This is a genomic window from Tropicibacter oceani (assembly GCF_029958925.1).
GTDB lineage: Bacteria > Pseudomonadota > Alphaproteobacteria > Rhodobacterales > Rhodobacteraceae > Pacificoceanicola > Pacificoceanicola oceani.
Window position 1 is genome coordinate 2,241,686 of the sequence record NZ_CP124616.1, and the last position, 17,221, is coordinate 2,258,906.

At 63.6% G+C, this 17,221-nt stretch carries 15 protein-coding genes; 5 read left to right on the plus strand and 10 right to left on the minus strand.

What is annotated here, in order from left to right:
• Window positions 1-17: 17 nt before the first annotated feature.
• Both QF118_RS10790 and QF118_RS10795 read right to left on the minus strand, forming a co-directional pair.
• Window positions 18-1,496 carry an FAD-dependent oxidoreductase gene (locus tag QF118_RS10790; RefSeq protein ID WP_282299068.1) on the minus strand — a complete coding sequence of 493 codons (1,479 nt, stop codon included), beginning with the start codon at window positions 1,494-1,496 and terminating at the stop codon, window positions 18-20.
• A 36-nt stretch (window positions 1,497-1,532) separates the two neighbouring features.
• Window positions 1,533-1,910: a cytochrome c3 family protein gene (locus QF118_RS10795; RefSeq protein ID WP_282299069.1), complete on the minus strand. Its 378-nt coding sequence runs from the start codon at window positions 1,908-1,910 to the stop codon at window positions 1,533-1,535.
• Window positions 1,911-2,093: 183 nt separating this feature from the next.
• Between QF118_RS10795 and QF118_RS10800 the strand changes: the two genes are divergently transcribed.
• A complete protein-coding gene (locus QF118_RS10800) occupies window positions 2,094-2,624 on the plus strand; it encodes a flavodoxin domain-containing protein (protein WP_282299070.1) in 531 nt (176 codons plus the stop codon).
• A gap of 90 nt (window positions 2,625-2,714) precedes the next feature.
• On the opposite strand, the gene QF118_RS10805 is transcribed toward QF118_RS10800, so the two are convergent.
• From QF118_RS10805 to QF118_RS10840, 8 genes are all read right to left on the minus strand, one after another.
• A complete protein-coding gene (locus QF118_RS10805; protein WP_282299071.1) occupies window positions 2,715-6,002 on the minus strand; it encodes a Hint domain-containing protein in 3,288 nt (1,095 codons plus the stop codon).
• A 251-nt stretch (window positions 6,003-6,253) separates the two neighbouring features.
• Complete coding sequence (locus tag QF118_RS10810; RefSeq protein ID WP_282299072.1) at window positions 6,254-8,485, minus strand: xanthine dehydrogenase family protein molybdopterin-binding subunit; 2,232 nt, start codon at window positions 8,483-8,485, stop codon at window positions 6,254-6,256.
• Window positions 8,486-8,489: 4 nt separating this feature from the next.
• On the minus strand, window positions 8,490-8,945 hold the full coding sequence (locus QF118_RS10815; protein ID WP_282299073.1) for a (2Fe-2S)-binding protein: 456 nt from the start codon (window positions 8,943-8,945) through the stop codon (window positions 8,490-8,492).
• A 206-nt stretch (window positions 8,946-9,151) separates the two neighbouring features.
• Complete coding sequence (locus QF118_RS10820; protein WP_282299074.1) at window positions 9,152-10,246, minus strand: hybrid sensor histidine kinase/response regulator; 1,095 nt, start codon at window positions 10,244-10,246, stop codon at window positions 9,152-9,154.
• A gap of 5 nt (window positions 10,247-10,251) precedes the next feature.
• Window positions 10,252-10,710 carry a response regulator gene (locus QF118_RS10825; RefSeq protein ID WP_282299075.1) on the minus strand — a complete coding sequence of 153 codons (459 nt, stop codon included), beginning with the start codon at window positions 10,708-10,710 and terminating at the stop codon, window positions 10,252-10,254.
• Window positions 10,707-13,034 (minus strand): sensor histidine kinase, encoded by a 2,328-nt coding sequence (locus QF118_RS10830; protein ID WP_282299076.1) that lies wholly within the window; start codon window positions 13,032-13,034, stop codon window positions 10,707-10,709. Before QF118_RS10830 ends, QF118_RS10825 begins: the two co-directional genes overlap by 4 nt.
• Window positions 13,031-13,765 carry a response regulator gene (locus QF118_RS10835; RefSeq protein WP_282299077.1) on the minus strand — a complete coding sequence of 245 codons (735 nt, stop codon included), beginning with the start codon at window positions 13,763-13,765 and terminating at the stop codon, window positions 13,031-13,033. Before QF118_RS10835 ends, QF118_RS10830 begins: the two co-directional genes overlap by 4 nt.
• A gap of 271 nt (window positions 13,766-14,036) precedes the next feature.
• A complete protein-coding gene (locus QF118_RS10840) occupies window positions 14,037-14,786 on the minus strand; it encodes an SDR family NAD(P)-dependent oxidoreductase (protein WP_282299078.1) in 750 nt (249 codons plus the stop codon).
• A 135-nt stretch (window positions 14,787-14,921) separates the two neighbouring features.
• Here QF118_RS10840 and QF118_RS10845 point away from each other — a divergent pair, with 135 nt between their 5' ends.
• The 4 genes from QF118_RS10845 to QF118_RS10860 are packed head-to-tail and all read left to right on the plus strand — an operon-like array spanning window position 14,922 to window position 17,106.
• Window positions 14,922-15,863 carry an MBL fold metallo-hydrolase gene (locus QF118_RS10845; RefSeq protein ID WP_394357091.1) on the plus strand — a complete coding sequence of 314 codons (942 nt, stop codon included), beginning with the start codon at window positions 14,922-14,924 and terminating at the stop codon, window positions 15,861-15,863.
• Window positions 15,864-15,887: 24 nt separating this feature from the next.
• Entirely contained in the window at window positions 15,888-16,142 is a 255-nt protein-coding gene (locus tag QF118_RS10850; RefSeq protein ID WP_282299080.1) for a hypothetical protein, read from the plus strand.
• Between the two features lie 31 nt (window positions 16,143-16,173).
• Window positions 16,174-16,596 (plus strand): rhodanese-like domain-containing protein, encoded by a 423-nt coding sequence (locus QF118_RS10855; protein WP_282299081.1) that lies wholly within the window; start codon window positions 16,174-16,176, stop codon window positions 16,594-16,596.
• Between the two features lie 57 nt (window positions 16,597-16,653).
• Entirely contained in the window at window positions 16,654-17,106 is a 453-nt protein-coding gene (locus tag QF118_RS10860; protein WP_282299082.1) for a methyltransferase family protein, read from the plus strand.
• Window positions 17,107-17,221 lie beyond the last annotated feature (115 nt).

Consider the following 17,221-nt stretch of genomic DNA (forward strand, 5'->3'; position numbering starts at 1 on the left):
CGGCGTTTGTTCGGGCGTTATGATTTCGCCCTTGCGGCGGCTTGATTGCCCGCGACGCGGCCCATCACCAGACAGTTGATCAAGGACCCGCCGCCGATGTAATCGTCAAAGAACGGCGCGCCGGCGCCTTCGCCGGCGGCAAACAGGCCGGGAATGACGCGGCCGTCCGCCTCGAGCGCCCTGGCGGTGGGGTCGATCATGATGCCGCCAAAGGTCAGCGTGACGCCGGGGGCCAATGGCTGGATGGCGAAAAAGCGCGGCCCTTCGATGCGGCGTGCCAGCGCGGCCTTGGGCGGCACAAGGCCCGGCGCCGCATCGCCGTCGATGGCGGCGTTGTATTCCTCGACCGTGGCCTTCAGCGCATCGGCGGGCACGTCGATCGCGGCGGCCAGTTCATCGAGCGAGTCTGCCTCGGTGATGGCGATGCCAAGGCGTTTGAAGCCGCCCAGCGTCGGCTGCGCCGCATCGGATTCCGCAATACCAGAGCCAAAGATCAGCGCGGCGCGCTGGCCGGGCTGGCGCAGCATGGATTTGCCATGCGCCACGTAGCCAAGGGATTCGTCGACATAGCGTTTGCCGTGCCGGTTGACCGCGACGGTATATGGCAGCACCGCCCAGGGGTTGCCTGCGGCGGTTTCCCTGGGATCGACGGCGGCGATGTGCAGGGCCATCAGACCGCCCATGCCGGCCAGGCCTGCGCCGGCCTCTTGCGCCATCAGCAGCCCGTCACCGGTGGCGGTTTCGCGGCCGCGCACCATCAGCCCGCCGGCTTCGGGGTCCGAGTAATCGGCCAGCATCTGGCGGTTCGCAGCATAGCCGCCGGTGGCCAGCACGACCGAGGGCGCATTGAAATCGACCACCCCGTCGGGGCCGACCGCGCGCAGGCCGACGACGGCACCCGTCTTGTCCATCTTCAGCTGGCGGGCCTTGGTGTCGAACCGGTATTCGCCGCCCGCCTCTTCGATCTTGGCGCGCATGGATTTGAGCAGGCTCGGCATGCCCATGTACCAACCCGGCTCGGCCACGGCGATGTTCAGCCGGTAGGGCGGCAGGGGGCCTTCGGGCAGGAAGGTGACGCCGTTTTCGCGCAGCCAGTCCACATCGCGCCGGGCATTGGCGGCAAAGACGTCATACAGCGCGCTGTTGCCGCGGCCCTTGCCCTTTTTGATGAAGTCCTCGACATAGCTTTGACGGGCGGCGTCGCTGTCTTCGGACGGAACGGCAAAGCCGCCCCCCGCCAGCGCCGAATTGCCGCCCATCGTCTTTTCGGACAGCTTTTCCAGAACCACCACGCGGGCGCCGGTCTGCGCCGCCTCGAGCGCGGCGGCGACGCCGGTCATGCCGGTGCCGACCACCACGACGTCAAAGTCAAAGGCGACATCGGGGTCGGGCAGCAGCGCCGCCTGCACCGGGGTGATCGTTGCGGCCAGCCCCGCGGCGCCGGTGGCGGCCAGCATGGTGCGGCGGTTCATGCCGGTTTTGTCGGATTTTGTCATGTCGGATGTCCTTTCCTGTTGAGGCGGCGCGCCGCTTTATTCTGCGGCGTCGCCGAAACTGTTCATGTCAAAGTCAAAGCTGCGGTGGCACATCACGCAGGTCGGTTCGGACGCGGCGTGAACGCTGTGGCAGGCGGTGCATTCGGGCAGCTCTTGCGGCCCGAGATGAGGCGAGCGGTGCGGGTCTGGCAGGCTGGCCTCTTCGCCTTCGGCCAGCGGTTCGATCATCGTGCCGTGGCAGGCGATGCACTGGCTGTCCTCGGGCGCTTTGGTCGGGTCGGCGGGGTCGGTGTGGCAGGTGGTGCAGGGCAGACCCATGTCCTTGTGCACGTCATGCAGGCCCTGAGCCTGCGCTGTGGTTGCCAGTGCCAGGGCGATGATCGCCGGGGCGGTGAAGGCGCGCCAATGTCGCATGTCGTCCTCTCGATTTCATCCGGGCCAAGTGTCCCACGGGCGGGCAGGGCTGTCGTTGATCGCGGTTAAACATGCATTTCCGGCGCGCCTGGGCCCCCCGGGCGCGCGGCCTTTGACAAAACGCAAGGCCGGGGCCGCGCCGGCGGGTTAGGCAGGGGCGCAACCGTATGGAGAGAGGGAAAGATGCGCATTCTGATCACCTATGCCACCACCGAAGGGCAGACCCGCAAGATCTGCCGGTTCGCGGCGGATCGGCTTGCCGACCGGGCTCATACCGTCGAACTGCTGCGCGCGGCGGATGCCGAGGGGCTGGATGTCGGGCGTTTCGAGGCGGCGATCCTGGCGGGGTCGGTGCACCTGGGAAAGGTGCAGCCAGAGCTGCTGGATTTCGCCAATGAAAACGGCGCGGCGCTAAGTCGGATCAGGACGCTTTACCTGCAGGTGTCGGCGGCAGCGGCGGGCAAGGACCCGGCGGAATGGGCTGACCTGCGCAAGATCGCCGATGCGACCGAGCGCGCGTTCGGCTGGCACCCGACCCGCACCGAGCATGTCGCCGGGGCCTTTCGGTTCAGTGAATACGATTTCTTCAAGTCGATGGCGATGCGCTGGATCGCGTCGCAACATGGTGAAAAGCTTGATCCGCATGTGGACAAGGAGTTCACCGACTGGACGGCGCTGGCCACGGTTCTGGACGAATGGTCCGCGGCGGGCTGACCACGGGAGGCGGCGCCCGGCGCGGGCCGCCGGGGGTTTTGCACCCCCGGACCCCCGCAGGATATTTGGAGCAATTGGAAAACCGCAGCGTCAGGCGACGCGGGCGATGCGGGACGCGAGGTTGTCCATCAGCATGCGCGCTTCGAAGTTGCGCAGGCAGATACGGGCCGAGGGGCCATAGCGCGACGGGTCGCTGCGCAACTCGGGCAGGACCGAGAAGAGGTCTGCGCGCGAGGCCGCGTCAAGCGCCTGAAGCCCGGTTTCGCCGGCAAAGAAGCTTTCGGTGGCCATGCCTTCGGCATAGATGACCTGGTGGCGGTCAAAGAGCAGGTGGATGTAGGTTACCTCGCCGCCCGGGGCGCGCTGCACGGTCTTGCCGTCGACCAGGTGGGTGGCGGCGGCAAAGACTTCGGGGGTGCCGAACAGCAACTCGGCCTGGTGGCCTTCGATCAGCATGCGGTGCTGCGGCGAGACGGTCAGCGGGCGCTGGCCGCCAAACAGATGCGCCGCGATGCGGATCGGGGCGTTGTCGCCGCTGGCCAGCATGCGCCGGGCGCCTTTCCACAAGAGCGGTTGCAGGCCGTGATCGCGGGTGACGATCAGATCCCCGGGCGCGAGGCTTTCGATCGGGCGCGGGCCGGTGTCGGTCAGGATGCGGGTGCCGGGGGTAAAGCAGATCACGCTGTCGATGTTCGAGAAGGACACCAAGGTGCCGTCAAGCAATTGCACGGTGCCGGTCAGCTCGCCTCCGACGTTGCTGGTGATGTTGATCGTGGTGCGGTCGGCCAGGCCGTTCAGGTTCAGCGTGTCGCCGCCGGACTGGCTGGTGGTGTTGCCTTCGATCGAGATGGTGCCGGGGGCCTCTCCGGTGTTGATCAGGGTGATCGTGTCGTCGCCGTCGCCGCCGAACACCGTATCGCCGACCCCGGCGAAGATTGCGTCATTGCCCGCGCCGCCCGACAGCAGGTCGGCCCCGAGATCGCCGTAAAGCGTGTCATTGCCGTTGCCGCCGTCCAGCGTGTCGTTGCCATCGCCGCCATAGAGGATGTCGTTGTCGTCGCCGCCCAGCAGCGTGTCACTGCCGGTGCCGCCAAGCAGGGTGTCGGCGCCGGTGCCACCCGACAGGCTGTCGTTGCCGATACCGCCGATCAGCGAATCCGCACCGGTGCCGCCCAGCAGGGTATCGTTGCCATCGCCGCCATCCAGCGTGTCGTTGCCGGCATCGCCGTTCAGCAGGTCATTGCCGGCCTCGCCGAACAGGCTGTCGTTGTCGTCACCGCCAGCCAGGGTATCGGCCCCGTCGCCGCCATACAGCAGGTCGGTGCCCGCGCCGCCGGACAGGTTGTCGTTGCCGGTGCCGCCCAGCAGCGTGTCGTTGCCGTCGCCGCCGCTCAGGGTATCGGCCTCGCTGCCGCCGTCGAGGTAATCGTTGCCCGCGCCACCGATCAGCGAATCCGAGCCTGCCTCGCCGTACAGGCTGTCGTCGCCGCCCGCACCGTCGAGGGTGTCGTTGCCGAGGCCGCCGTAGAAGACGTTGGGGAAATCGCCGCTGAGGTTGTCATAGCCGGTCAGGCTGTCGTTGAAATTCGAACCGATGATGCCTTCGATGCCGCCGCCGCTGGTGTCGCCCGTGGCGTGACCGCCCGAGAAGGTGTTCGTGGCCAGGTTGACGGTCACCCCGGCGGTCGATGTGGCGTAGGAGGCAAAGTCCATGCCCGCGCCGCCCACCAGCGTATCGGCCCCGCCGCCGCCTTCCAGCGTGTCGTTGCCGTTGCCGCCGTTCAGGCTGTCGGCGCCTGTGCCGCCCGAAAGGGAATCGTTGCCGTCGCCGCCCAGCAGGGTGTCGTTGCCCGAACCGCCGGACATCGTGTCGTTGCCTAGGCCACCTAGCAGGGAATCGTTGCCGGTGCCGCCGTCCAGGCTGTCGTTGTCGTCGCCGCCGTCCAGCGTGTCATTGCCGGTGCCGCCGATCAGCGTGTCGTTGCCGGCCTGCCCGGACAGGGAATCATTGCCCGCGCCGCCATCAAGGTAGTCGTCGCCGGTGCCGCCCAGCAGGGTGTCGTTGCCGCCTTCGCCAAAGAGGGTGTCATTGCCCGCGCCGCCGTCGATGCTGTCGTTGCCATTGGCCACGGGGACGGCGTCAAAGTTGACGTCGGTGACCCAGATGCCCTGGGTGCCGCCCTGGCCGTTGGCATAGATGATCTCGATCGAGGCCACGGGGCCGGGGATGGTGACCAGCACCGAACCGCCAACCTGGTTGGGGTTTTCGGCCACGGTATTGGCGGTGATCGTGTTGCCAGACACCGTATCGCCGCCGCCCACGGTCAGGGTGACCGGGACCAGGTTGCCATCGGCGTCATAGGCGTTGACCGTGACGATATCGGTGTGGTTCGCGTTTCCCCAGTCGATGTCGTTGATGCGGAATTCGACGTTTTCCACTTCGTCCGCGGCGGTGCCTTCGGAACTGGGGGCAAAATCGATGGTGGTGGTCGAGGTGGCGCCGTCGCCGTTGCCGAACAGGAACAGCGAGGAGTTGGGATCAAAGCCGCCAACGGCATATTGCGTGTCGGTGGTGTTGACCTGATAGGTGGGGCTGTTGTTGCCGTCGTTGGTAAAGCCGACGGTGACGTTGACGGTGCCCGTGTCCTGGGTAAAGCCGGCCGCAAGGTTGGTGCCGTTGCCGCCCTGATCGGTCCAGTCCAGGGTTTCCGCGATCCCGGCAGGGGAATAGCCGCCATAGTCGCCATAGACCAAGTCCGCGCCATCCCCGGCGCTGACGGTGTCATTGCCAAGCCCGGCGCTGACCGTGTCATTGCCGGCCCCCGCGACGATGGAATCGCCGCTGAGCGTCGAGTTGCCGTCAACCGACTGGCCCTGCGGGTCGACATAATCGGGGGTGATCAGATCATTGCCCGCGGTGCCGTCGATCACGCCATCGCCGAAATCCCCGTAGGTAAAGACGATGTCGCCGGCATTGGCGTTGGGGTTGGAGTTGTAGCCCTGAACCGTATAGCTGCGCCCCGGCACCAGAACCTTTTCGCTCAGCGTGTACATGCCGCTGGCGGCGCCGTTTTCGACGTCGAACTGGACGACCTGAAAGACCTCTCCGGTGACGTTGTCGCGCAGCGTCCAGACCAGCTCGGCATCGACCGTGGTGTTGGTCGAGGTGCCCGCTGCGGTGGTGACGGTCGCGGTTGCGGTTTCGCCGCCTGCGGAATCGTCGTCCAGCGTCTGACCCTGGATGCCGGCCTCGTTGTCGGTGATCGTCGCGCTGCCGCCAAAGCTGGCGGGGCCGGACCAGACAAAGCTGCTGTTTGTGCCTGTGGGGATGACGCCCGAAGGGTCAAACGCGTAAAATTGTACCTTGTACACGGCCATGGTGCTTGCCTGCCTTGTCCTTGTACGGTCCTGCCCGGGCGTTTTCGCCGTCGTGTGCGGGGCCGTCTGCTCATTGTTTTTTCAAGGAGTCTGGCGTGAAGCCTTTGATTTCGAAACCCAAACCACTTGCTTGATAAAATATTAATCAAGATTGTGGCAAATTTGCGGAAATTACCCGAGGTTTTCGAAACAATACGCCCGGCCACCAGGGCCGGGCGTTTGTTGGTCAATCCGGGGGCCGATGGCCCGGGTCAGATGTAAAAGTCGACGTGCCTGTTCAGCGGCAATTCGCGCAGGCGCTTGCCGGTCAGATCGAAAATCGCATTGGCCAGCGCCGGGGCGGCGGGGGGCGTCGCGATTTCGCCCATGCCGTTCAGCCGTTCCTGGTTTTCCAGGATCTGCACCTGCACGGGTGGCATCTGGGCCATGCGCAGCGGGTCGTAATCGGGAAAGTTCCGCTGCTGCACTGCGCCGCCGTCAAAGATGATTTCCTCGCCGATGGCAGCGGAAAGGCCATAGGCCATGCCGCCGGTCAGCTGCGCCTCGATGATGCCGGGGTCCAGGGCGATGCCAGGGTCGGCGGCGATCCAGGCGCCGGTCAGGCGGATCAGCCCGCCCTGGTCCTGCACCTCGATCACCATCGCGCATGGGGTGCCGAAACTGTAGACCATGGCCAGGCCGCGGCCGGTGCCTTCCGGGGTCTTGCCGGTCCAGCCGCTCATGTCGCGCACGGCCTCGAGGCAGTGATAGGCGGGCAGCCATTCGTCGCGCGTCAATGCCAGGCGCATCTCGAGCGGATCGGCGCCGGCGGCATGGGCCATCTCGTCCAAGAAGCTTTCGTGGAAGAACCCGTTAAAGCTGGCCCCGACCGACCGCCAAAAGCCGACCGGCGTCGCCAGCTCGGCCTTGTGGCCGCGCACCCGGTAGTTGGGAATGCCGTAGGGCTGGTTGAACAACCCGTCGACGATGGCCTTGTCGGGCCCGCCGGGGGCAAAGCCCATCCAGCGTTTCAGCGCCTGCGCCGAAATCGAGGGCGAGGCAACGCTCGCATCAAGGCCGATCGGCAGGCCGTCCTGCACCGCGCCCTTGATCCGGGCGATGGCGGCGGGGCGGTAAAAGTCGTGGGTCATGTCCTCTTCGCGCGACCAGGTGACGTTGACCGGCGTGCCGGGCATGGCCTTGGCAACGCGGGTGGCGATCACCGCATAGTCGAATTCGCCGCGACGGCCAAAGCCGCCGCCCATCAAGGTGACGTTGACTTCGACATCCTCGGGGTCGATCCCGGCTTCGTCGGCGCAGGCGGTCTGCAGGAAGGTCGGGCCCTGGTTGCCGCACCACAGACGCAGTTTCGGTCCGTCAAACCAGGCGGTTGCGTTCAATGGCTCCATCGTTGCATGCGCCAGGAAGGGGACGCGGTACTCGGCCTCGATCGCGGTGGCGGCGGCGGGCAGATCGTCCACCGCGCCATCGTCGCGCATGGTCGAGTCCGGGTCGCTGTCAAAGGCCTGTTCGATGGCGGCGAACATCGCTTCGGTGGTGGCGGGATACTCGGCCTCGTCCCATTCCACCGGGATCGCGTTGACCGCCTGCATCGCCAGCCAGGTGTTGTTGGCGATCACGGCGACGCCGTTGCCCAGGTCGACGACCTTTTCGACACCGGGCATGCGCCCTGCCTCGAAGCCGTCAAAGCCCTTCATGCTGGCGCGGGTGGGGGCCATGCGCACGGCGGCGAATTTCATCCCCGGCAAGCGGGTGTCGATGCCGAACTGCGCGGTGCCGGTGGATTTGGCCGGAACGTCGATGCGTGGCTGGGATTTGCCCAGCAGGGTCCAGTCCGATTGCGGCCGCAGCCGGATTTTCGGAGGTTTGATCCCGTCCAGATCGCCCGCCAGATCGACATAGGGAATTTCCGTGCCATCGGGGGTGATCACCATGCCGGCGCGGGTCGTCAGGCTGGCGCTGTCCAGCCCGGTGCGCCGCGCCGCCGCCTGCCGCAGCATTTCGCGCGCGCCCGCGCCCATGACGCGCATGCGTTCAAAGCCGTCCTTCATCGCGGTCGAACCGCCGGTGACCTGCATCGAAAAGACCTTGCCCAGGTGGCCCATCGCCTCGCCCAGCGAATGCTGAAAGCCGGTGGCGTCATAGCCCTTGTTCGGCAGGCCCTCGGACATCAGGGCGCTGTTGTAATAGGCCTGCGCGGGCGGGCCGTGGATGACGGTGACCTGGTCCAGGGTCACGTCCAGTTCCTCGGCCAGCAGGGCGGCCCAGGTGGTATGGGTGCCTTGCCCCATCTCGGCGCGCGGCGCGATCAGCGTGATGCCATCGCCGTTGATCACGACAAAGGGGTTCAGCGCGCCGTCTTCCGGCCTTAACGGATTGGGGGCAGTTTTGGTCACGTACCAGGCGCCAAAGGCGGCGCCGCCGGCCACCGCAAGGGTGCCGAAAAGAAAGGTGCGGCGGGCGATTTTTCCGATGCTTGCCATGGCGTTATGCCCCTTCGCTGACGGATTTGATGGCGGCGCGGATGCGCGGGTAGGTGCCGCAACGGCACAGGTTGCCGTTCATCGCGGCGTCAATGTCGTCATCGCTGGGGCTGGGGTTTTCGGCCAGCAGGGCGGCGGCCTGCATGATCTGGCCGGACTGGCAATAGCCGCATTGCGCCACCTGGTGTTCGATCCAGGCGGCCTGCAACCGGTGCAGGTTGTCCGGCGTGCCAAGCCCCTCGATGGTGGTCACCTCGCCCCAGACATCCGCCAGGGCAACCTGGCAGGACCGCACGGCCTGGCCGTCGATCTGCACCGTGCAGGCGCCGCAGGCCGCGACGCCGCAGCCGAATTTCGTGCCGGTCAGGTTCAACTGATCGCGCAGCACCCACAGCAGCGGGACATCATCGGGCAGGTCCACCTGGTGCGGAGTGCCGTTGACGGTCAGCGATATGGGCATGTTGGTTCCTTTCCGGTTGCCGCGTCCGCGGGCCGGGGCCCGCCGTGCCCGTTGATATGGGACAAGGCTGCGCCAAGGGCAAGCATGGCAACCACCGCGATGCCGTCTGTCACTGCGAAAAGGCCGATGATGGCGGGTTTGGCCTGCGCTTTGGGCAGCGCGTCGGTGTCCAGTCGATCCGGCAGGGTGCGGGTGCAGGGGGGGGGCTAGCGTACCGCCAGCTGTTCGCCGCCCGCGTTGTTCAGCGTGAAAAAGATGCTGGTGCCGACCGCCAGCGCGGATTCGCACCAGATTTCGCCGTCGTGGCGTTCGGCGATCTTCTTGCAGGTCGCAAGGCCCAGCCCGGTGCCGGGACGGCCATCGGCGCCCGGGGTGCGGCGAAACGGTTCGAACATGATCTTTTGATATTTTTCGGCCACGCCGATGCCGTTGTCGCGGACTTCGAAACAGATTTTCTGGTCTTGTGATTTTTCCGCACACAGCCACAAATGCGGGGGCGCATCCCCTGCGAATTTTATCGAATTGGCGATCAGGTTCTGGACCAGCTGTGCCAAAAGCGGGGCAACGCAGGTAAAGCTTGTTTTGCCACCCGATACCTCGACGGTGGCGGCGCTGTCTTCGATTTCCTGCCGAAGCGGGGTGAGCGCACGATCAACGATGTCATCCCAGTCGACCTGTTCGGCTACCTGTTCGCGGTCGACGCGGATATGGATCGTCAGGCTGTTCACCAGGTTCGACATCTGACGTGCCGATTTTTCCAGCAGGTCTAGATCATGTTGCACGGCTTCGCTGTCGCCGTCTTCGATATCCTCGCGGATCTGTTCGGCCAGAAAGGACACCGCCCGGATAGGCGCCTTGAAATCATGGACAAGCACATCGGCAAAGGTTTGCAGTTCTTTCCGGCGCTGTTCTGCCTTGAATTGCATCCGCGTGGTTTCGATGCCGGTCCGGATCATCCTGAACACGGCGCTTTGGTTCAGATTGTTCTTGGCGATATAGTCCGAGGCGCCGTTCAGGATGGCGGTCTTTGCCAGGTCTTCGCCGCCTTGCCCCGTCATCATGATGAACGCGGCCTGGGGCCAGCGGATCTTGAGCGTGGGCAAAAGCTCCAGCCCGGTGCTGTCGGGAAGAAGATAGTCAAGACAGACGACATCGGGCACCGCCGCGTCAAAACTCACCGCGTCGCTGGCAGAGCTGGCTTCGTACAGGCCCGCGCCTTCAGGCCAGTCACGGAGCAATCGCCGCAGCGCCTTGCGGTCTCCTTGGTCGTCATCCACGATCAGCACATTGATATCGGGCATCGTTACTACCTGCTTGGCAAGATTACCGGGATTTCGACAACACGCCAGAAATGGTCGATGGTCGAAATCAGGTGAAAGAAATCCTTCGCGACCGTGTCCTTGAAGATGTAGCCAGCTACGTTGGCATCATAGGCCGCGGCCATGTCGTCATCATCGCGCGAGGTCGAAAGGATGAAGGCGATGGCAGGTTTGAGCGACTTGTCCTTGCGGATTTCACGCAACAATTCCAATCCGTTCATCCGCGGCATGTTGATGTCGATCAGCAGAAGGAAACACTCGGGGCAGGGGCCGTTTTGCCCGCGCAGCAATTCCAGCGCCTCGACACCATCGACGACGCGGCGGATCGGGTTGGCGATCCGGGCCTTGTGAAACGCCCTGCGAATGGCCTTGGCATCCCCGTCGTCATCCTCGACCAGGATGATCTCGGGTATCCTGCGGGCATCAAAATTGAAATGGTCGTTCATGCGACGGCAGTCCTTGGTTCTGGCATCTGGGCGTCATGAGGCCAGAACAGGACAAAGGTCGTGCCGTTCTGGCCATCGGATTCGACGTCGATCTCGCCTTCTGCGAGCTCGACGTATTTCTTGACCATCGCCAGCCCCATGCCGCTGCCGTCCACGTGATCGCGTGGTTTCAGCGTCTGGAACATGTCGAAGATCCGTTTGTGGTATTCCTTGGCAATGCCCGGCCCATCGTCGGTAATCCGGAATTCCAGCCCCGCCGGCAGCGGAACCACCGACACGTCGACCTGGCCATGAGGCTTGTCGTTGTGCTTGATGGCATTGCTGATCAGGTTCAACAGCACGGTCGCGAGGGGCATCTTGCGCACCTCGATGCCTTCGAAGTCATCGTTGAAGTTCAGGGTCATGGTGTCGGGCAGGTTGATCAGATCGCGGATGTGCTGGACCAGCTCTGTGCCGGATACCTCGTCACTGACCTGATCGACACGTCCGATCCGCGAATGTTGCAACAGATCGTCCAGCAGTCTTTCCATGCGCGCAACACGGCTGCGCAGCAACTGAAGGCTTTCGCGGGTGTCATCGGTCAGCACCGGCTCGAGGTCTTCCTCGAGCCATTTCGAGGCATTGTCGATCACGCGCAGCGGCGCGCGCAGATCGTGCGAGGCAACATAGGCGAATTTGTCCAGTTCACTGTTCGACCGTTCCAGCGAAGCGATCAGATCGTTGACGCGTTTGTCGGCGGCCTTGCGTTCGCTGACATCGCGCAGACTGCCGATGATGATCGAGTCGGCGCCCTGACCCAAGCGGCTTACGCTGATTTCCAGCGGAATGCGCGCCCCCGACTTTGCCACGCCCGCGATATCGCGTTGCCCGGCCATGGGCTTGGGCCTTGCGTCCGCAAGGGAGGCGTCGACGAAACCACTGTGTTTGCGCCCGATGTGGCTTTCCATGAGGCAGGTGATGTTGCGGCCCAACAATTCTTGAGGGGTATAGCCGAACAGCGTTTCGACCGCCGGGTTCACATCAATGATCGTTCCGTCAGGGCGACTGACGATCATTCCGTCAGCGGTGCCATCCAGAATGGCGCGGGTGCGTTGCGATTCCGCCACCAGTTCGTTGGCCATGGCAACAAAAGCACGCCCGAGTTCGGAAACCTCGTCCTGTCGGCCCTTGGGAAAGGTGATCGTGGCATCCAGCGACTTGCGTGATCGGATCGCATCCAGCAACTGATCAAGCGGGCGGATCGCCTGTTTCCCGGCGGCGCCGGCGACGATGGCGCCCAGAACGGTCAGGATCACCCCGATGACACCGACCTGGATCAAAACGTTGATGCCAGCGGACAAAAGCACCGATTTGGGAATATGTGTGACCGTATAAAGCCCCAGCGGTCGGTACGCTGTCGGGGTGATGATCTGCTTGATCAGGTTTGCATTTTCGCCGTGAAACACGATCTTTCCGAAATTGGCGCTGTCTTGCAGCAGCGGGGCAATGGCGGGCGGCTGGAAATTGGCGTCGTCATGGAAGGCAAGACCCGTGGCAGAGGGTGCGCCTGACAGCGTCTTGTGGTCCAGCGAAGCGGTGACGATACCCACCGTCACGTCGGGGGTCGCCTGGACATGGCCCAACGAAATCAGGGATTCGAAATCGGCATTGATGACGATGACGCCGAACAGGCTGCCATCGGGGTGCTTGACCGGCTGAATAAAGCGGATGGTCGGGCGGCCAACCACCACGCCATGTTCGCGGTTCTTCGTGACCCGCGAGAAGAACCCCTCTTCCGAGGCAAGGCGGGCGGAATCGGCAAGATAGGGTTCGCCGGCTTTCTGCTGCAGGCGATCGCCCGGGACGATGGTGATCCGGCCATCGGCCAGTTGGTTCACCCGGACCAGTTCCTGCCAGTCGTTGTCGCGGCTGATCAGGCGCAGCTGGGTGTATTGCGGCCGGGTGCCAATGATGGAGGCAAAGGTGCGTTCCAGCCGCCGGCTCCATTGCGCCATGGTCGAGCCATCCTTGGAATCCAGTCCATCGGGGGAAAGGCTGGCACGCAGGATGCCAGCCAGCTGCGGCAGTTGCGAAATGATCGCCGCGTCGCGTTCGGTTTGCGCCAGGTTGGACGAAATTCGGTCGGCCGCCCGCTGCGACACGGCGGCAAGCCGCGCCATCGCGGCGTCATGGGCGCTGTCACGGATGGACACGTAGGACAGCAAGGCCATCATGCTCATCGTGCAGAAGGTGACCGTCAAGGTGATCATCACCAGCCGCGACGACAGAGACCGGGGCCTGAACAGCCGCGCGAACAGGGAAGGCCTTGCTGCCTTATCGGTCATGCCGGGCGCACGCCGAATTGCGGGGTGACCGGCTGATCCTGCGGGTGTTTCAGCATTTCTGCCTGAATGAAGTGCTTTTTCGCGTCATCGACCTGCTCGAACAGCTGATAGCAGGAGTTTTCCGCCAGATGCAGTTCGTGCATGATTTCCTGGGCCTCGGCGGACAGGCCGCGCAGCGTGCGCAGGCGTCGCAGAACGGTATACAGCAGACGCTGCATGTCCGGAGCGGTCGAGCAGGTAAAGCGGTTGATGGATTTGACCATGCGCTCGCGCAGGGCGCGTTCGTTGGTCATGGCGACATTGATCAACTGCCGTTCAAAGGCCGAGGTGATCGCCTTGCGCACGCTTTCGACCGTCATTTCATCCTTGACCAGATAGTCTGAACACCCGGCCCGCATCGCCTGGACGATGATCTCGGGTTCGCCGACGCTGGTGACCATCAAAACGACGGTATCCTCGTGGTTGGGATCGGCGCGGATGATTTCCAGCACGTCCAGCCCGGTTTCCATATCCAGGTGATAGTCCAGGAAAATCATGTCGAAATGCATGCTCTGCATGGCGTCCTGGGTTTCGGCCAGCGAAGCGGCCTCGTAATATTCGGCCTTCAGCCCGGCCTTGCGGCACTGGCGGGCCAGCCGCATGCGGTCGGTTTCGAGATCATCGACAATCAATACCGAGATGACATTGCCAGGATGGGTGGGGGTCAAAGTGTCGTCGCTAGTTTTGGTCATGATGCCTCTCAGATATCATTGGTGCCGCTGGGAACGGCGCCAGTTCGAAGGATGCGATCATGAAGGGACATTCCACCTGGAACCGGGATTGATCGCACGCGGCAGACCGTGTCATGCCCGGATTAAGGTCCAGTGAATAAGTGACGTTTAAAGAAAATCCGACGCTTTTGGAGGGCGCGCGGATACCCTGGGCGGCCAGCAGGGGTGCCAGCCGCAGAACGGGTGCCTGTTGCCCTTTGGGCCAGGTGTCCGGTGGGTGCGCGGTCGGGCGCTAGACCTCGCCGCCGGCGATCTGGATGGCCTGTCCGTTGACGCTTCCGGAGTGGGGGCCGCACAGGAACAGGGCCGCCTCGGCGACCTCTTGCGGGGTGATCAGGCGGCCATGCGGATTGACCCCGACCATCAGGTCGCGGGCGGCGGCCTGGTCCATGCCGGTGCGTTTCATGATGCTGTCGATGTTGCTGGTGACGATGTCGGTATCGACATAGGCAGGGCAAAGCGCGTTGAACGTATAGGGTTTGGTGGCGTAGTCGGCCGCCAGCGCGCGGATCAGCCCCAGCAGGGCGTGTTTCGACGCGGTATAGGTGGGCGCGCCCTTCAACCCCTTGACCCCGGCGATGGACGACACGGCGATGACGCGGCCCCAATCGGTCTGGGTCATGGATTTCAGGCTTTCGCGGATGGTCAGGAAAGCGCCGTCAAGGTTGGTGGCCATCATGCGGCGCCAGAACTCCATGTCGGTTTTCAGGATGGCGCGGCCTTCGGCGATGCCGGCATTGGGCACGCAGATCTGGATGGGGCCGCGGGCCTGGGTGGCCTCTTCGATGCCTTGCACCACGGCGGCTTCGTCCATCACGTCCATGACAAGGGCGTGGATGTTGCCGCCTGCAGCGGCCTTCAGCGGCGCGGCGCGACGGCCCGTGATGGTCACCTGCGCGCCCTGCGCCGCAAGCGCCAGCGCAATGGCCAGCCCGATCCCCGTTCCGCCGCCCGTCACCAGCGCGTGTTTGCCTGTCAGCATGTCATCCTCCCGTTCGTTGGGGATACCCTAGCCAAGCACCGCCCTGTGACAAGGCGTAGCTTTGAGGCTGCTTGGCAAAGGCATTCACGTATGCGAATGTATGCGCATCATCAGGGAGGGTTTACGATGAAGCAGATGGTTTCGGTCTTGGCTTTGGTGGTCGCGTCAGGCGCGGCCATGGCGCACGAGGATATCGCGGACATGTATCCGCAGTCCGAACTGTACAGCAAGCCGGTGCAGGTGATCCCCGGCGTCTGGTCCGCAATCGGGGCGACGGCGCCGCCGACCTATGAAAACTCGGGCCATAACAACAACCTGTCCTTCATCGTGACCGGTGACGGGGTGGTGGTGATCAACGGCGGCGCATCGGCGCGCCTGGCCGCTGCCCTGCACGAGGAAATCAAGGCCGTGACCGACCAGCCAGTCAAGCTGGTGATCAACGAGAACGGGCAGGGCCACGCGATGCTGGGCAATTCCTATTGGGCCGACCTGGGGGTGGATATCCTGGCGCATGAAGACGCGATTGCGGTGGTCGAAGAGGATGGCGATTTCATCCTGCAAGGCATGCAGCGCTACAACCAGGACAAGGCCGAAGGCACCCGGGTCGTGAACGCCAACCTGTCGTTTTCCGACAAACACGTGATCGAGATGGGCGATGTGACCATCGAGGCGCTGCACCTTGGCCCGGCGCATGATCCGGGTGACACGCAGGTCTGGATTCCCCAGTGGGGGATCGTGATCGCCGGGGACATCGCCTTTCACGAACGGATGCCGCCGATCTTTGAAGGCACTTGTACAAGCTGCTGGATCGAGACCTTTGAAGGGCCGTTCACCGATCTGGGGGCGACCTTCGTGATCCCGGGGCATGGCCATCCGACCAACATGGAGATGGTGACGATCGAGACCGTCGGCTACCTGCATGACCTGCGCGACAAGATCGGCGCACATATCGACGAGGGCGGCGATCTGGCCGGGGCGTACTACGTCGATCAGGCGCGCTGGGCCTATCTGGATACCTTCGAGGAACTGGCAACCAAGAACGCCGGCCGCGTCTATGAGGAGATGGAGTGGGAATAAAAATGCGAAGACATTTTTATTCCGGTGGGCAAGGTGGTCTTTTTGCAAAGCAAAAAGATCCACAGCCCACTCAGATGTTATGCGCACAGCAGCGAAGACATTTTTATTCCGGTGGGCAAGGTGGTCTTTTTGCAAAGCAAAAAGTTCCACAGCCCACTCAGATGTTGTGCGCACAGCAGCGAAGACATTTTTATTCCGGGAACACCCCATGTTTCCGGCGCGAAAGCGGGCTGGAACGCCGCCCAACAAAGGTTCGGCTTCAGCGGGCGTCTTTGGTGACAGCCACGAAAACACCCGACGGACAGGCGACATGAAAACACTTCGACTGCTTTGCACCACGGCCCTTCTGGCCCTTTCCCCGGCGCTGACCCAGGCGCAGGATCTGGCCGATGCCGTCACCGGTTATATCGAATTCGAACCCTACGAGTCCGGCATCATCGTTCCGGAACAACTGTCTCAGGACGTCTGGGGTGACTTCCACTTTGTCGACACCCGCAGCGCCGAGCAGTTCGAGGCCGAAACCATCCCCGGGGCGGTCCACATCGAATGGCGCGAGGTGCCGGGGCGGCTGGATGAGCTGCCGCAGGACAAGAAGGTTGTCCTGTTCTGCAATACCGGCAGCCTGTCGGCACAGGCGGTCTTTGCCGCGCGGCTGCTGGGGCGCGACAATGTGGTGGTCTTGCAGACCGGGCTGATTGGCTGGAAACAGAACGGGGCCTATCATCCGGGCTGACACGGTGGCGGTGGCCCCGGAGGCCCGCACGTTCCCTGCACGCAAAGGTTTGAGACTATGTTGAAATGGCTGGATATTCCGCCGGTCTGGTTGCTGGGGTGCCTGGCCCTGGCCTGGGCGCAAAAGACCTATGTTCCGATGGGGCTGGATTTCGGCACCGGCCTGGCCGACCTTCTGGGGGGGCTTATGGTGGGGGCGGGCATCGTGGTGATGCTGCTGGCCGTCCATGAAATGCGCCGTCACCAGACCACGATCATCCCGCATATGCAGGCCGCGCGGCTGGTCACCACCGGGATTTTCAAACGCTCGCGCAACCCGATCTACCTTGGCGATTCGCTGATCCTGACCGGGATGATCCTGTATTGGGATGCAGTGCTTGGCCTGCCCCTGATCCCGCTGTTTGTCTGGATCATCGAAAAGCGCTTTGTCGAACCCGAAGAGCTGCGACTAAAGCGCAAGTTTCTTGCTGAGTTCAGCCGGTATACGCAACAAACGAGAAGATGGCTTTAATTTATCTGTAACCTGTGGTTTACAGCGCGCGATGCATGACCCGCTGGGCCGGGGCAGCTTGTGACTGCTAGGTCAGCACTGTAGACCATTTGCCAAATGACGTTCCGTAAAGGGG

What these genes read in the sequence shown, in the direction of transcription:
- QF118_RS10790 (WP_282299068.1), bottom strand. Translation starts at nt 1,496, where the DNA reads ATGACAAAATCCGACAAAACCGGCATGAACCGCCGCACCATGCTGGCC.
- QF118_RS10795 (WP_282299069.1), bottom strand. Translation starts at nt 1,910, where the DNA reads ATGCGACATTGGCGCGCCTTCACCGCCCCGGCGATCATCGCCCTGGCA.
- QF118_RS10800 (WP_282299070.1), top strand. Translation starts at nt 2,094, where the DNA reads ATGCGCATTCTGATCACCTATGCCACCACCGAAGGGCAGACCCGCAAG.
- QF118_RS10805 (WP_282299071.1), bottom strand. Translation starts at nt 6,002, where the DNA reads ATGGCCGTGTACAAGGTACAATTTTACGCGTTTGACCCTTCGGGCGTC.
- QF118_RS10810 (WP_282299072.1), bottom strand. Translation starts at nt 8,485, where the DNA reads ATGGCAAGCATCGGAAAAATCGCCCGCCGCACCTTTCTTTTCGGCACC.
- QF118_RS10815 (WP_282299073.1), bottom strand. Translation starts at nt 8,945, where the DNA reads ATGCCCATATCGCTGACCGTCAACGGCACTCCGCACCAGGTGGACCTG.
- QF118_RS10820 (WP_282299074.1), bottom strand. Translation starts at nt 10,246, where the DNA reads ATGCCCGATATCAATGTGCTGATCGTGGATGACGACCAAGGAGACCGC.
- QF118_RS10825 (WP_282299075.1), bottom strand. Translation starts at nt 10,710, where the DNA reads ATGAACGACCATTTCAATTTTGATGCCCGCAGGATACCCGAGATCATC.
- QF118_RS10830 (WP_282299076.1), bottom strand. Translation starts at nt 13,034, where the DNA reads ATGACCGATAAGGCAGCAAGGCCTTCCCTGTTCGCGCGGCTGTTCAGG.
- QF118_RS10835 (WP_282299077.1), bottom strand. Translation starts at nt 13,765, where the DNA reads ATGACCAAAACTAGCGACGACACTTTGACCCCCACCCATCCTGGCAAT.
- QF118_RS10840 (WP_282299078.1), bottom strand. Translation starts at nt 14,786, where the DNA reads ATGCTGACAGGCAAACACGCGCTGGTGACGGGCGGCGGAACGGGGATC.
- QF118_RS10845 (WP_394357091.1), top strand. Translation starts at nt 14,922, where the DNA reads ATGGTTTCGGTCTTGGCTTTGGTGGTCGCGTCAGGCGCGGCCATGGCG.
- QF118_RS10855 (WP_282299081.1), top strand. Translation starts at nt 16,174, where the DNA reads ATGAAAACACTTCGACTGCTTTGCACCACGGCCCTTCTGGCCCTTTCC.
- QF118_RS10860 (WP_282299082.1), top strand. Translation starts at nt 16,654, where the DNA reads ATGTTGAAATGGCTGGATATTCCGCCGGTCTGGTTGCTGGGGTGCCTG.